The organism is Klebsiella sp. A52, from assembly GCF_018388785.1.
Taxonomy (GTDB): Bacteria; Pseudomonadota; Gammaproteobacteria; order Enterobacterales; family Enterobacteriaceae; genus Klebsiella; species Klebsiella aerogenes.
In genome coordinates this window covers 577,220-591,256 of the sequence record NZ_CP074437.1, presented here as the reverse complement: position 1 = coordinate 591,256, position 14,037 = coordinate 577,220, and the positions used below count along the sequence as shown (strand labels likewise).

The following is a 14,037-nucleotide window of genomic DNA, read 5'->3' as shown; positions in this document are numbered from 1 at the left end:
GGGCGCTGTGGCGTAATGACGGTGTTGGTTGAAAAGTCGCCAATTTAGAAATTCGTTGACTTAAGCAGGCAGATACTTTAACCAATATAGGCAGGACACAAGACAGATAAAAATACAGAGTACACAACATCCATGAATCGCATCGGCATGATTACCACCATTATCACCACCACCATTACCACAGGTAACGGTGCGGGCTGACGCGTACAGGAAACAACAGAAAAAAGCCCGCACCTGAACAGTGCGGGCTTTTTTTTTGACAAGAGATCAAGGGGTAAGAACCATGCGAGTGTTGAAGTTCGGCGGTACATCAGTGGCAAATGCAGAACGTTTTCTGCGGGTTGCCGATATCCTGGAGAGCAATGCCAGGCAGGGGCAGGTTGCGACCGTGCTGTCTGCCCCGGCGAAAATCACCAACCATCTGGTCGCAATGATTGAAAAAACCATTAGCGGTCAGGACGCTCTTACCAATATCGCCGACGCTGAACGCATTTTTGCCGACCTGCTGCAGGGACTGGCCGACATTCAACCAGGCTTCCCGCTCGCACAGCTGAAAACTTTCGTAGACCAGGAATTCGCGCAGATTAAACACGTGTTGCACGGTATCAGCCTGCTGGGCCAGTGCCCGGACGGCGTTAATGCCTCGCTGATCTGCCGCGGTGAAAAGCTCTCTATCGCTATCATGGCGGCGCTGCTGGAAGCGCGCGGCCACAAGGTCAGCGTGATTAATCCGGTCGAAAAACTGTTGGCCGTCGGCCACTACCTTGAATCCACTGTTGATATTGCTGAATCTACCCGCCGTATCGCCGCCAGCCAAATCCCGGCAGACCACATGGTGCTGATGGCCGGCTTTACCGCCGGTAACGAAAAGGGTGAGCTGGTGGTTCTCGGGCGTAATGGTTCTGATTACTCCGCTGCCGTGCTGGCAGCCTGTATGCGCGCCGACTGCTGCGAAATCTGGACCGACGTTGATGGCGTTTATACCTGCGACCCGCGTCAGGTACCGGATGCGCGGCTGCTGAAATCCATGTCTTATCAGGAAGCGATGGAGCTCTCCTATTTCGGCGCTAAGGTGCTGCATCCGCGCACTATTGCTCCCATTGCCCAGTTCCAGATCCCATGCCTGATTAAAAATACCGGTAATCCGCAGGCGCCGGGTACGCTTATCGGCGCCAGCCTTGATGAAGACGGCCTGCCGGTAAAAGGGATCTCTAATCTTAACAATATGGCCATGTTCAACGTTTCCGGGCCGGGAATGAAAGGCATGGTCGGTATGGCGGCGCGCGTTTTCGCCACCATGTCCCGCGCCGGTATCTCCGTGGTGCTGATTACCCAATCTTCTTCGGAATACAGCATTAGCTTCTGCGTGCCGCAAAGCGACAGCGCGCGGGCGAAGCGAGTGATGGAAGAGGAATTTTATCTCGAACTGAAAGAAGGGCTGCTGGAGCCGCTGTCAATCATGGAGCGGCTGGCGATCATCTCCGTCGTGGGCGATGGAATGCGCACGCTGCGCGGTATCTCGGCGAAATTCTTCGCCGCGCTGGCGCGCGCCAATATTAATATCGTGGCGATTGCCCAGGGCTCTTCCGAGCGTTCAATTTCGGTGGTCGTCAGCAACGACGACGCGACTACCGGCGTGCGCGTCACGCATCAGATGCTGTTTAACACCGACCAGGTCATCGAAGTCTTCGTGATTGGCGTCGGCGGCGTCGGCGGCGCGTTAATCGAACAGATTAAGCGCCAGCAGAGCTGGTTGAAGGGCAAGCATATCGATCTGCGCGTATGCGGCGTCGCCAATTCACAGGCGCTGCTGACGAACGTCCATGGCTTGAATCTGGAAAACTGGCGTAGCGAACTCGCGGAAGCGAAAGAGCCCTTTAATCTGGGCCGTTTAATCCGTCTGGTGAAAGAGTATCACCTGCTGAACCCGGTTATCGTCGATTGTACCTCCAGTCAGGCGGTGGCCGATCAGTACGCTGACTTCCTGCGTGAAGGTTTCCATGTGGTGACGCCGAATAAAAAGGCCAATACCTCTTCGCTGGATTACTATCACCAGTTGCGTCACGCCGCCAGCAGCTCGCGGCGCAAGTTCCTCTACGACACCAACGTCGGCGCGGGTCTGCCGGTCATTGAAAACCTGCAGAACCTGCTGAACGCTGGTGATGAGCTGGTGCATTTTTCCGGGATCCTCTCCGGCTCGCTTTCCTTTATTTTTGGTAAGCTGGATGAGGGCATGAGCCTTTCTGAAGCCACTAAACTGGCGCGCGAGATGGGCTATACCGAACCGGACCCGCGCGACGATCTTTCCGGCGTGGATGTGGCGCGCAAGCTGCTGATCCTTGCCCGCGAAACCGGGCGCGAGCTGGAGCTCTCGGATATTATCGTTGAGCCTGCGCTGCCTGCCGACTTTGACGCCAGCGGCGATGTCGAAAGCTTTATGGCGCGACTGCCGACGCTTGACGATCAATTCGCCTCGCGGGTTGCTAAAGCGCGCGACGAGGGTAAAGTCTTACGCTACGTCGGCAATATTGAAGAAGATGGCGTCTGCCGGGTGAAAATCGCCGAAGTCGACGGCAACGATCCGCTGTTCAAGGTGAAAAACGGCGAGAACGCGTTGGCATTTTACAGCCACTATTATCAGCCTCTGCCGCTGGTGCTGCGCGGCTATGGCGCGGGGAATGACGTGACGGCGGCTGGCGTGTTCGCCGACCTGCTACGCACCCTGTCATGGAAGTTAGGAGTTTAAGATGGTCAAAGTATACGCCCCGGCTTCCAGTGCCAATATGAGCGTCGGTTTTGATGTGCTGGGAGCCGCGGTGACGCCGGTTGACGGCACCTTGCTGGGGGATAACGTCTCGGTAGAGACGGCGGCGGAGTTTAGCCTACGTAATGTAGGCCGCTTCGCCGGCAAATTACCGTCGGCGCCGCAGGAAAATATCGTTTATCAATGCTGGGAAGCCTTTTGCCGCGAGATCGGTAAAACGGTTCCGGTGGCGATGACCCTGGAAAAAAATATGCCGATCGGCTCGGGCCTTGGCTCCAGCGCTTGTTCGGTGGTCGCCGCGCTGGTGGCAATGAATGAGTTTTGTGGTAAGCCGCTGAATGAAACCCGAATGCTGGCGCTGATGGGCGAGATGGAAGGGCGCATCTCCGGCAGCGTTCACTATGATAACGTGGCGCCGTGCTACCTTGGCGGTATGCAACTGATGATCGAAGAAAATGGCATCATCAGCCAGCAGATCCCGGGTTTTGATGAATGGTTGTGGGTGCTGGCCTATCCGGGGATTAAGGTCTCTACCGCCGAAGCGCGTGCGATTCTTCCGGCGCAGTATCGCCGCCAGGACTGTATCGCCCACGGTCGTCACCTTGCAGGGTTTATTCACGCCTGCTATAGCCGTCAGCCGCAGCTGGCGGCAAAGTTAATGAAAGATGTTATCGCCGAACCGTACCGTACCAAACTGCTGCCGGGCTTCAGTGAAGCGCGTCAGGCGGCGATGGAGATCGGCGCGCAGGCTTGCGGTATCTCCGGCTCCGGCCCGACGCTGTTCGCGTTGTGCGATAAACCGGACACCGCGCAGCGCGTCGCCGACTGGCTGGCCGCGCATTATCTGCAAAATCAGGAAGGCTTCGTTCATATTTGCCGGCTGGACACGGCGGGCGCTCGAGTAGTGGGATAAGTGATGAAACTGTATAACTTAAAAGATCATAACGAACAGGTCAGCTTCGCGCAGGCCGTGACGCAAGGGCTTGGCAAACAACAGGGGCTGTTCTTTCCGCACGATCTGCCGGAATTCAACCTGACCGAAATCGACGAAATGCTGGAACAGGATTTCGTGAACCGCAGCGCGAAAATCCTGTCGGCCTTTATTGGCGACGAGATCCCGCAGAATGAACTACAGGCCCGCGTTGCCGCGGCGTTCGCCTTCCCGGCGCCGGTAAGTCAAGTACAGGATGATATCGGCTGCCTGGAACTGTTCCACGGTCCGACGCTGGCGTTTAAAGACTTTGGTGGCCGCTTTATGGCCCAAATGCTGACGCATATCGCGGGCGATAAGCCGGTGACGATTCTGACCGCTACCTCCGGCGACACCGGCGCGGCCGTGGCGCACGCCTTCTACGGCCTGCCGAACGTCAAAGTGGTTATCCTCTATCCGCGCGGTAAGATCAGCCCGCTGCAGGAGAAGCTGTTCTGTACCCTGGGCGGCAATATCGAAACCGTGGCGATTGACGGCGACTTCGACGCCTGTCAGGCGCTGGTTAAGCAGGCGTTTGACGATGAAGAGCTGAAGGTGGCGCTCGGCCTCAACTCCGCCAACTCGATTAACATCAGCCGCCTGCTGGCGCAGATCTGCTACTACTTCGAGGCGGTCGCGCAATTGCCGCAGGAAGCCCGCAATCAGCTGGTGGTGTCGGTGCCAAGCGGCAACTTCGGCGATCTTACTGCCGGCCTGCTGGCGAAATCGCTGGGGCTGCCGATTAAGCGTTTTATTGCCGCGACCAACGCCAATGACACCGTGCCGCGCTTCCTGCAGGATGGCAACTGGGCGCCGAAGGCGACGCAGGCGACCCTGTCTAACGCGATGGACGTCAGCCAACCGAACAACTGGCCGCGCGTGGAGGAGTTATTCCGCCGTAAAATATGGCGTCTGAATGAACTGGGCTATGCTGCGGTGGATGATGAAACTACTAAAGCGACCATGCGTGAATTGAAAGCCATCGGCTATACCTCGGAACCGCATGCGGCCATTGCCTATCGCGCGTTGCGCGACCAGCTGCAGCCGGGAGAGTATGGGTTATTCCTCGGAACGGCGCATCCGGCTAAATTCAAAGAGAGCGTAGAAGAGATCCTACAGGAGACGTTGCCGCTGCCGAAAGAACTGGCCGACCGCGCCGACCTGCCACTGCTCTCGCACAATCTCCCAGCCGACTTCGCCGCGCTGCGTAAGCTGATGATGGGCTAGCATTGCCATTCCGCTGTTCGTTAAACCGGGCTCCGCGCCCGGTTTTATTACGCCCGAAAATGGAGAGATTGTGTATAACTGACCAATAAATGCGGAAGAGCATAAATTCAGATTGCGGAGAATAAACAGGGTAGTTTTGCAGGGTTAATATTTTGTTATCGACCCATAATGGGGGCGAATAGAAGGGGTTGCTTATGACAATGCTGAAACCTGTTTTGCTGGCGCTTTCTCTGCTGCTGGTCGCTCCTGCGTTGGTTCATGCAGATGAAATTACCCTGATCCCGGCGGTGAAGCTGCAAATCGGCGACCGTGATGATTATGGACGCTACTGGGACGGCGATCGCTGGCGCGATCATGACTGGTGGGCGAGCCATTATGACTGGCGCGACGACCGCTGGCGTCCGCATGATGATTATCGCCGCCACGATCGCGATGACGATGACGATCAAGGCCATCATGGTCATGGCCACGAGCGGCATCACCACGACGACTAATCGTGCCGCCCCCGGCGCCATACCGGGGGCATTCAGGCTTACTGCTCGTGGCGTTTAAACACCAGTTCGCCGTTCTCCGATGCCTGCGCATCAAAGAAATAACCTTCGCTATCAAACTCCTGCAGTTGATCCGGACGGGTTAAACGGTTCTCTATGATAAAGCGGCTCATCAGGCCGCGCGCTTTTTTGGCATAGAAGCTGATCACCTTGAATTTGCCGTTTTTCTCATCGAGGAATACCGGCTTAATCAACTGTCCCTGCAATTTTTTCGGTTTTACCGATTTAAAATACTCATCGGATGCCAGGTTGATAACGATATCGTCGCCCTGCGCCTGCAGCGCCTGATTGAGCTTATCGGTAATGACATCGCCCCAGAAATGATACAAATCTTTGCCCTGCGGATTTTCCAACTTGATGCCCATCTCCAGACGATAAGGCTGCATCAAATCCAGCGGACGCAACACGCCGTAAAGCCCGGATAGCATACGCAGATGCTGCTGGGCGAAATCGAAATCCGCTTCGCTAAAGGTTTCAGCCTGCAGGCCGGTATAAACGTCGCCTTTGAAGGCCAGAATCGCTTGACGGGCATTCTGCGGGGTAAAGTCCGGATGCCAGTCGTGAAAACGGGTGGCGTTGAGGTCGGCAAGCTTATCGCTGATGCTCATCAGCTTACCGATTTGCGGCGCCGTCAGCTTACGGGCGATACCGATAAGCTGTTGAGAATACTCCAGGAGTTCGGGCTGGGTATAGCGCGTCGTTGCCAGCGGGCTTTGATAATCGAGCGTTTTAGCAGGTGAAATCAGAATCAGCATATCCAGTCCTTGCAGGGAATTTCGACGAATTTTAACAAAAAAAGAGTACGGTGGGAGCGATTGCTGCGATTACCGCGCTATTCACGCGGTATCTCATCCCAGGCGCCTGGCGCCAGATGTTGCTGAATTTCCGGATAGCGAGCGGGATCGAAGACCGGCTGTACGCCGAGTTTACGCTGGCGCAGATAATCGCTGGCGAGGATCCGTACCGTTGGCGACAGCAGCAAAATCGCCGTTAAGTTAGTGATAGCCATCAGCGCCATAATAATATCCGCCAATTGCCAGACCACCGGCAGACTTACCAGAGTGCCTACCAGTACCATGAATACGGTAATGACCCGGAGCGTCCAGATATGCAGCGGCTTAGTGAGCCGCAGGAAGATCAGATTATTTTCGGCATAAATATAATTGGCGACAATCGAACTGAAAGCGAAAAGCAGTAGTACGGCAGCCACCAGACCAGGACCCCAACTGCCAATGAGATCGCCCATCGCGTGCTGCATGGTTTGAATCCCACTGACCACATTATCGCGGTTTTCGCGCGGCGCCAGCAGGATAATCACCGCGCTGGCGGTACAGATAACGATGGTATCAATAAAGACGCCAATCATCTGGACGATGCCCTGCGCCGCCGGATGCGGCGGCCATGAAGCCGCGGTAGCCGCCGCGTTTGGCGTGGAACCCATCCCCGCTTCATTGGAAAACATCCCGCGCTGAAAACCGCCGGTAAGCGCCTGGCTGATGGTATAGCCCACCGCGCCCGCCGCCGCTTCCTGCCAGCCGAAAGCGCAGCGGAAGATGGTTTCAAAGACCGCGGGTAGGGCGGAGAAGTGCCAGAGGCCAATCAACAGGCTGGCGCCCACCCATAGCAGGGCCATCAGCGGGACAAACCACTGCATCAATCGCGCCACGCCGCGTAAACCGCGGACGATAATCAACAGCGTCGCGGCAGCCAGCGCGGCGCCGACGGCGACCATCGGAAAATCGAAGGCATAGGCCATGGCGTGCGCCACCGAGTTGGCCTGCACGGTATTGAAAATCACCCCGTAGGCAAGCAGAAGTAGAATCGAGAAGACCACGCCCATCCAGCGCATCTCAAGGCCGCGAGCCATATACCACGCCGGGCCGCCGCGGAACTGGCCTGCGCTATCGCGCTCTTTGTACAATTGGGCAAGCGAGCATTCAGCGAAGCTACTGGCCATACCGAGTAGCGCGGAGATCCACATCCAGAACACCGCGCCGGGGCCGCCGGCGGCAATCGCTAACGCCACTCCCGCCAGATTACCGCTGCCGACGCGCGCCGCCAGACTGGTGCACAGCGCCTGAAAAGACGTTAAGCCGCCGGGCTGCGGGCGGAGGCTTTTTTTAAGGCTTTTGCCAAACTGACGAATATAACGGAACTGCACAAATTGCGTTCGCCAGGTGAACCAAATACCGGCGCCCAGTAACAGATAAATCATTACCGAGCCCCAGAGTATTTCATTGATAAACGAGAGAAAATCAGGCATTAAACGTCCTCTTGTCCATGCCGGCGCGCGGTGTAAGCGCTACCACTCCGGTGACAATCCTTTAGCATTCAGATAATTAATATGTCGAGTTTATCACACTCTGCGCTCTTGCATTGTCGGCGGTTGCGCTGACCCTATGGCGTGTTATCATCTTGGCAGACCGGTTACATCCCCTTAACTGCTGTTTAAGAGAAACACTATCATGACGGATAAATTGACTTCTCTGCGTCAGTACACCACTGTCGTAGCTGACACCGGAGATATCGCGGCAATGAAGCTGTATCAGCCTCAGGATGCCACCACCAACCCTTCTTTGATCCTCGGCGCGGCTCAGATCCCTGAGTACCGTAAGCTGATTGACGACGCTGTTGCCTGGGCTCGCAGCCAGAGCAGCGATCGCGCGCAGCAGATTATCGATGCTTCCGACAAACTGGCGGTGAACATCGGTCTCGAAATCCTTAAACTGATCCCGGGCCGTATTTCTACCGAAGTTGATGCCCGTCTGTCTTACGACACCGACGCCTCTATCGCGAAAGCGAAACGCCTGATCAAACTGTATAACGATGCCGGTATCGGCAACGATCGTATCCTGATCAAACTGGCTTCGACCTGGCAGGGCATTCGCGCCGCTGAGCAGCTGGAAAAAGAAGGCATCAACTGTAACCTGACCCTGCTGTTCTCCTTCGCTCAGGCTCGCGCTTGCGCCGAAGCGGGCGTCTTCCTGATTTCTCCGTTCGTTGGCCGTATCCTCGACTGGTACAAAGCGAACACGGATAAGAAAGAGTACGCGCCGGCAGAAGATCCGGGCGTGGTTTCCGTTAGCGAAATCTACGAGTACTACAAGCAGCACGGCTATGAAACCGTGGTAATGGGCGCAAGCTTCCGTAACGTTGGCGAAATCCTTGAGCTGGCCGGCTGCGACCGTCTGACCATCGCCCCTGCGCTGCTGAAAGAGCTGGCGGAAAGCGAAGGCGCTATCGAACGTAAACTGGCGTTCAGCGGCGAAGTGAAAGCGCGTCCGGAACGCATTACTGAATCCCAGTTCCTGTGGCAGCACAACCAGGATCCGATGGCGGTAGACAAACTGGCGGAAGGTATCCGTAAGTTTGCCATCGACCAGGAAAAACTGGAAAAAATGATCGGCGACCTGCTGTAATCATCCCAGCGTGACCGGGCTGCCGGTCACGCTACTTCTTTTGAATCCTGTCTGTAATTCTCTCCAGCGTGTATCATTTCGCTTAATTGCACTATTTGAACGGAATGAATATGAATAAATTACGCATCGGCTTAGTTTCTATTTCTGACCGCGCCTCCAGCGGCGTTTACCAGGACAAAGGTATTCCTGCGTTGGAAGAGTGGCTGTCGCGTGCGCTGACAACGCCCTTTGAACTGCAGACTCGCCTGATTCCCGATGAACAGCCCATCATTGAACAGACGCTGTGCGAGTTGGTTGACGAGATGGGCTGTCATCTGGTGTTAACCACCGGCGGCACCGGCCCGGCGCGTCGTGATGTGACCCCGGACGCAACTCTAGCCATTGCCGATCGTGTGATGCCTGGTTTCGGTGAGCAAATGCGCCAGGTTAGCCTACACTTTGTGCCGACGGCTATCCTATCCCGGCAGGTTGGCGTCATCCGCAAGCAGGCGCTGATCCTCAACCTGCCAGGCCAGCCGAAAGCCATTCAGGAAACCCTCGAAGGGGTGAAAGACGCTGAAGGTAACGTGCTGGTGCATGGTGTCTTTGCAAGTGTACCTTATTGTGTACAGTTGCTTGAGGGGCCGTATGTGGAGACGGAAGCGAGCGTTGTAGCAGCTTTTCGCCCGAAAAGCGCACGGCGTGAAACTTTATCCTGAATTTAATGCATTGCTGATATAACCTGTATTGCCGGTGGTGTGCTGTTTTATTTACGGTATAGTGTTTTTTACTTTACACATTGCGTAATATTACTGCGGACGAAACGTCAGTTATGTCACAACACACCCGAGCACTGAATCGACAAGATTATAAAACTCTGACGCTGGCCGCCCTCGGCGGGGCGTTGGAGTTTTATGACTTCATCATCTTTGTCTTCTTCGCCGCCGTCGTCGGCGAACTATTCTTCCCGGCGGATATCCCGGAATGGCTACGTCAGGTACAGACCTTCGGTATTTTTGCCGCGGGTTATCTGGCGCGCCCTCTTGGCGGCATTATCATGGCCCACTTTGGCGACCTGGTCGGTCGCAAAAAAATGTTCACCCTCAGTATTCTGCTGATGGCGCTGCCGACGCTGGCGATCGGCCTGCTGCCGACCTATGCCTCAATGGGCATCGTTGCGCCGCTGCTATTACTGCTCATGCGTATTTTACAAGGGGCGGCGATTGGCGGTGAAGTGCCGGGTGCCTGGGTCTTTGTAGCCGAACATGTCCCGGAAAAACGCATCGGTATCGCCTGCGGCACCCTGACCGCGGGGTTGACCGTTGGGATCCTGTTGGGATCGGTAGTGGCGACGCTTATCAACACCAGCATGACGCCGCAGGGTATCCACGACGGCGGCTGGCGTATTCCTTTCCTGCTGGGTGGCGTGTTCGGTCTGGTAGCCATGTACCTGCGTCGTTGGCTGCAGGAGACGCCGATATTTCTTGAGATGCAACAGCGCAAAGCGCTGGCGCAGGAGCTGCCGGTGAAGGCGGTGGCGCTCAAGCACCAGAAGGCCGTTATCGTTTCGATGCTACTCACCTGGCTGCTTTCCGCCGGGGTGGTAGTGGTGATCCTGATGTCGCCGGTGTGGCTGCAAAAACATTATGGCTTTGCGCCGGCGATTACCCTGCAGGCCAATAGCATCGCCACGATTATGCTGTGTATTGGCTGTTTACTCGCCGGTCTGGCGGCAGACCGATTCGGCGCCAGCCGCACTTTTATCGTCGGTAGCCTGCTGTTAGCGGCGGCCAGTTGGGCCTTTTACCACCTTTCCGGCGCCAGCCCGCAGCGGCTGTTCCTGCTGTATGGCACGGTTGGGCTGTGCGTCGGCGTGGTGGGGGCGGTACCTTACGTAATGGTGCGCGCCTTCCCGGCGGAAGTGCGTTTTACCGGCATCTCGTTTTCCTACAATTTGTCATACGCCATTTTCGGCGGCCTGACGCCGATTGCCGTCACGATGCTGATGGGGGTTTCGCCGATGGCGCCGGCCTGGTACGTACTGGCGCTGTCGCTGATGGGGCTGGGTCTGGGTATTTGGCTGCGTCAGGGGTTGACGGCGCAGGCGGTTTTACCGCAAGGAGAACTGCAGCGTTAAATTTAACGCCGCCGCCCGCGTTGTGGGCGGCGGCAGGCCATTAGCGTGGCTCGCCAATCGGCAGGACGGTACGGCCGAACTGCTCGTTCAACACTTCACCCATCGCCAGGTAAATAGCGCTCGCGCCGCATACCAGGCCGATCCAGCCGGCAATTTTAACAATGCCTTCGTTATCAACCAGGTGGCCAATCGCCAGCAGCGCGAACAGCACCGTCAGGCTCAGGAACACGAACTGCAGCATGCGCGCGGCTTTCAGCGTGCCGAAGAACATGAACAACGTAAAGATACCCCACAGGCCAAGATACATGCCCAGGAAATGCGGATTCGGCGCATCAGCCAGGCCCATTTTCGGCATCAGGAGGATCGCGACCAACGTCAACCAGAAGGAGCCGTAGGACGTAAAAGCGGTTAAACCAAAGGTGTTGCCTTTTTTATACTCGAGCAGGCCGGCAAAAATTTGCGCAATGCCGCCGTAAAAAATGCCCATCGCCAGGATAGCTACATCGAATGCGAAAAGGCCGCTATTCGCCAGGTTAAGCAGAATAGTGGTCATGCCGAAACCCATAAGGCCCAGCGGTGCCGGATTAGCCAACTTAGTGTTGCCCATAATTCCTCAAAATAATGATTAGAAAGGGAAGCATTACCCCGCCACTTGCGGTGGGGCGCGGCATAATAATGAGGCGCGCAGAGGCTGTCTATGATCTGGCGGGGTATTTTTCAGCAATTTACCTTTCGCGGCGATAATGGCCAACTCTTCGGCGAACGAGTGCGATATCCAATGAATATGTTCTTATTTACTATTTATTTTTTGTATGGGTTATACCGGCTATTTTTATCGTCTGGCGTGTCGTTTGCTCTCGCGCCTGCGTTTTGCCAGAAAAATTTTTTTTGGCCTGCCCCTTGATGAAAACCAGGGCGACCCCATCTTGTAGTCAACCGCAGTGAAGAACCTGAAAAAAAATGATGTCAGGGCAGTTGAAACCGCACGTTTCGCCCTTATTACAGGTTCACAACCACATGTTGATCGAATTTTTAGTGGAGACGTTTAGATGGGTAAAATTATTGGTATCGACCTGGGTACTACCAACTCTTGTGTAGCGATTATGGATGGCACTACCGCTCGCGTGCTGGAGAACGCCGAAGGCGATCGCACCACGCCTTCTATTATTGCCTATACCCAGGATGGTGAAACTCTGGTTGGTCAGCCGGCTAAACGTCAGGCAGTGACAAACCCGCAAAACACCCTGTTTGCGATTAAACGCCTGATTGGTCGCCGCTTCCAGGATGAAGAAGTTCAGCGTGACGTTTCCATCATGCCGTACAAAATCGTTGCCGCAGATAATGGCGACGCCTGGCTTGATGTGAAAGGCACCAAAACCGCGCCGCCGCAGATTTCTGCTGAAGTGCTGAAAAAAATGAAGAAAACCGCTGAAGATTACCTGGGTGAGCCGGTAACTGAAGCTGTTATCACCGTACCTGCGTACTTCAACGATGCTCAGCGTCAGGCAACCAAAGATGCCGGCCGTATCGCGGGTCTGGAAGTCAAACGTATCATCAACGAACCGACTGCCGCTGCGCTGGCATACGGTCTGGATAAAGAAGTCGGCAACCGTACTATCGCGGTATACGACCTCGGTGGTGGTACCTTCGATATTTCTATTATCGAAATCGACGAAGTTGACGGCGAAAAAACCTTCGAAGTTCTGGCAACCAATGGTGATACCCACCTGGGTGGTGAAGACTTCGATACTCGTCTGATCAACTACCTCGTTGACGAGTTTAAGAAAGAGCAGGGCATTGACCTGCGCAACGACCCGCTGGCGATGCAGCGTCTGAAAGAAGCTGCAGAAAAAGCGAAAATTGAGCTGTCTTCCGCTCAGCAGACCGACGTTAACCTGCCGTATATCACCGCAGACGCGACCGGTCCGAAACACATGAACATTAAAGTGACTCGCGCGAAACTGGAAAGCCTGGTTGAAGATCTGGTTAACCGTTCCATCGAGCCGCTGAAAGTTGCCCTGCAGGATGCCGGTCTGTCCGTTTCCGATATCAACGACGTGATCCTCGTTGGTGGTCAGACTCGTATGCCGATGGTGCAGAAGAAAGTTGCCGAGTTCTTTGGTAAAGAACCGCGTAAAGACGTTAACCCGGATGAAGCTGTGGCTATCGGCGCAGCGGTTCAGGGTGGTGTTCTGACTGGTGAAGTTAAAGACGTTCTGCTGCTGGACGTTACCCCGCTGTCGCTGGGTATCGAAACCATGGGTGGCGTGATGACCGCGCTTATCAGCAAAAACACCACTATCCCGACCAAGCACAGCCAGGTGTTCTCTACTGCGGAAGACAACCAGTCCGCGGTAACCATCCATGTGCTGCAGGGTGAGCGTAAACGCGCTTCTGATAACAAATCTCTGGGTCAGTTCAACCTGGATGGTATTAACCCAGCGCCGCGCGGTATGCCGCAGATCGAAGTAACCTTCGATATCGATGCTGACGGTATCCTGCACGTTTCCGCGAAAGATAAAAACAGCGGTAAAGAGCAGAAGATCACCATCAAGGCTTCTTCCGGTCTGAATGAAGAAGAAATTCAGAAAATGGTTCGCGAAGCGGAAGCTAACGCTGAATCTGACCGTAAGTTCGAAGAGCTGGTTCAGACCCGTAACCAGGGCGACCATCTGCTGCACAGCACCCGTAAGCAGGTTGAAGAAGCAGGCGACAAACTGCCGGCTGATGACAAAACTGCAATCGAGTCTGCGCTGACCGCGCTGGAAGCTTCCCTGAAAGGTGAAGATAAAGCGGACATCGAAGCGAAGATGCAGGCGCTGGCCCAGGCTTCCCAGAAGCTGATGGAAATCGCTCAGCAGCAGCATGCACAGCAGCAGGCTGGCGGTGCTGACGCTCAAGAGAACAGCGCGAAGGACGACGATGTTGTCGACGCTGAGTTCGAAGAAGTGAAAGACAAAAAATAATCGCCCTTTGAACGGGTAAAACAC

The 14,037-nt window shown here is 55.3% G+C and carries 12 protein-coding genes and 1 other annotated feature; of the genes, 9 read left to right on the top strand and 3 right to left on the bottom strand.

The genetic code is table 11. The features are described 5' to 3' along the window. Positions 1-132 precede the first annotated feature (132 nt). From thrL to KGA69_RS02655, 5 genes are all read left to right on the top strand, one after another. A complete protein-coding gene (gene thrL / locus KGA69_RS02675; protein WP_004222578.1) occupies positions 133-201 on the top strand; it encodes a thr operon leader peptide in 69 nt (22 codons plus the stop codon). Beyond that, positions 140-258: a sequence feature (Thr leader region), on the top strand. Its footprint overlaps the gene before it by 62 nt. Before the next feature lie 25 nt (positions 259-283). Further along, on the top strand, positions 284-2,746 hold the full coding sequence (gene thrA, locus KGA69_RS02670) for a bifunctional aspartate kinase/homoserine dehydrogenase I (RefSeq protein WP_045395882.1): 2,463 nt from the start codon (positions 284-286) through the stop codon (positions 2,744-2,746). 1 nt (position 2,747) lies between these two features. Then, positions 2,748-3,677, top strand: a complete 930-nt coding sequence (thrB, locus tag KGA69_RS02665; protein WP_045395879.1) for a homoserine kinase — start codon at positions 2,748-2,750, stop codon at positions 3,675-3,677. Between the two features lie 3 nt (positions 3,678-3,680). Beyond that, the gene (gene thrC, locus KGA69_RS02660; protein ID WP_047078008.1) at positions 3,681-4,961 is read left to right on the top strand and encodes a threonine synthase; all 1,281 of its coding nucleotides are present in this window, start codon (positions 3,681-3,683) and stop codon (positions 4,959-4,961) included. A gap of 194 nt (positions 4,962-5,155) precedes the next feature. After that, on the top strand, positions 5,156-5,455 hold the full coding sequence (locus KGA69_RS02655; protein WP_045395872.1) for a DUF2502 domain-containing protein: 300 nt from the start codon (positions 5,156-5,158) through the stop codon (positions 5,453-5,455). Between the two features lie 38 nt (positions 5,456-5,493). Here the strand turns inward: KGA69_RS02655 and yaaA are convergent, their stop codons facing one another. Both yaaA and KGA69_RS02645 read right to left on the bottom strand, forming a co-directional pair. Further along, entirely contained in the window at positions 5,494-6,267 is a 774-nt protein-coding gene (gene yaaA / locus KGA69_RS02650; RefSeq protein WP_045395869.1) for a peroxide stress protein YaaA, read from the bottom strand. Between the two features lie 77 nt (positions 6,268-6,344). Then, positions 6,345-7,775 carry an alanine/glycine:cation symporter family protein gene (locus KGA69_RS02645; RefSeq protein ID WP_213292779.1) on the bottom strand — a complete coding sequence of 477 codons (1,431 nt, stop codon included), beginning with the start codon at positions 7,773-7,775 and terminating at the stop codon, positions 6,345-6,347. Between the two features lie 202 nt (positions 7,776-7,977). Between KGA69_RS02645 and tal the strand changes: the two genes are divergently transcribed. The 3 genes from tal (at position 7,978) to KGA69_RS02630 (ending at position 11,047) form a co-directional block, all read left to right on the top strand. Continuing rightward, positions 7,978-8,931, top strand: coding sequence for a transaldolase (tal, locus tag KGA69_RS02640; RefSeq protein WP_045395864.1), 954 nt, complete (start codon positions 7,978-7,980; stop codon positions 8,929-8,931). A 110-nt stretch (positions 8,932-9,041) separates the two neighbouring features. Next, the gene (mog, locus tag KGA69_RS02635) at positions 9,042-9,629 is read left to right on the top strand and encodes a molybdopterin adenylyltransferase (protein WP_045395860.1); all 588 of its coding nucleotides are present in this window, start codon (positions 9,042-9,044) and stop codon (positions 9,627-9,629) included. Between the two features lie 113 nt (positions 9,630-9,742). After that, positions 9,743-11,047 (top strand): MFS transporter, encoded by a 1,305-nt coding sequence (locus KGA69_RS02630; protein WP_045395857.1) that lies wholly within the window; start codon positions 9,743-9,745, stop codon positions 11,045-11,047. 40 nt (positions 11,048-11,087) lie between these two features. On the opposite strand, the gene satP is transcribed toward KGA69_RS02630, so the two are convergent. Then, positions 11,088-11,654 (bottom strand): acetate uptake transporter, encoded by a 567-nt coding sequence (gene satP, locus KGA69_RS02625; RefSeq protein ID WP_045395854.1) that lies wholly within the window; start codon positions 11,652-11,654, stop codon positions 11,088-11,090. 442 nt (positions 11,655-12,096) lie between these two features. On the opposite strand from satP, the gene dnaK reads away from it, so the two are divergent. Continuing rightward, positions 12,097-14,013, top strand: coding sequence for a molecular chaperone DnaK (dnaK, locus tag KGA69_RS02620; protein ID WP_045395850.1), 1,917 nt, complete (start codon positions 12,097-12,099; stop codon positions 14,011-14,013). Positions 14,014-14,037: the final 24 nt, after the last annotated feature.

Excerpts from the sequence above, each read along its gene's own strand:
- satP (WP_045395854.1), bottom strand. The coding sequence starts at position 11,654 with ATGGGCAACACTAAGTTGGCTAATCCGGCACCGCTGGGCCTTATGGGT.
- KGA69_RS02645 (WP_213292779.1), bottom strand. The coding sequence starts at position 7,775 with ATGCCTGATTTTCTCTCGTTTATCAATGAAATACTCTGGGGCTCGGTA.
- dnaK (WP_045395850.1), top strand. The coding sequence starts at position 12,097 with ATGGGTAAAATTATTGGTATCGACCTGGGTACTACCAACTCTTGTGTA.
- KGA69_RS02630 (WP_045395857.1), top strand. The coding sequence starts at position 9,743 with ATGTCACAACACACCCGAGCACTGAATCGACAAGATTATAAAACTCTG.
- tal (WP_045395864.1), top strand. The coding sequence starts at position 7,978 with ATGACGGATAAATTGACTTCTCTGCGTCAGTACACCACTGTCGTAGCT.
- thrA (WP_045395882.1), top strand. The coding sequence starts at position 284 with ATGCGAGTGTTGAAGTTCGGCGGTACATCAGTGGCAAATGCAGAACGT.
- thrC (WP_047078008.1), top strand. The coding sequence starts at position 3,681 with ATGAAACTGTATAACTTAAAAGATCATAACGAACAGGTCAGCTTCGCG.
- mog (WP_045395860.1), top strand. The coding sequence starts at position 9,042 with ATGAATAAATTACGCATCGGCTTAGTTTCTATTTCTGACCGCGCCTCC.
- KGA69_RS02655 (WP_045395872.1), top strand. The coding sequence starts at position 5,156 with ATGACAATGCTGAAACCTGTTTTGCTGGCGCTTTCTCTGCTGCTGGTC.
- yaaA (WP_045395869.1), bottom strand. The coding sequence starts at position 6,267 with ATGCTGATTCTGATTTCACCTGCTAAAACGCTCGATTATCAAAGCCCG.
- thrB (WP_045395879.1), top strand. The coding sequence starts at position 2,748 with ATGGTCAAAGTATACGCCCCGGCTTCCAGTGCCAATATGAGCGTCGGT.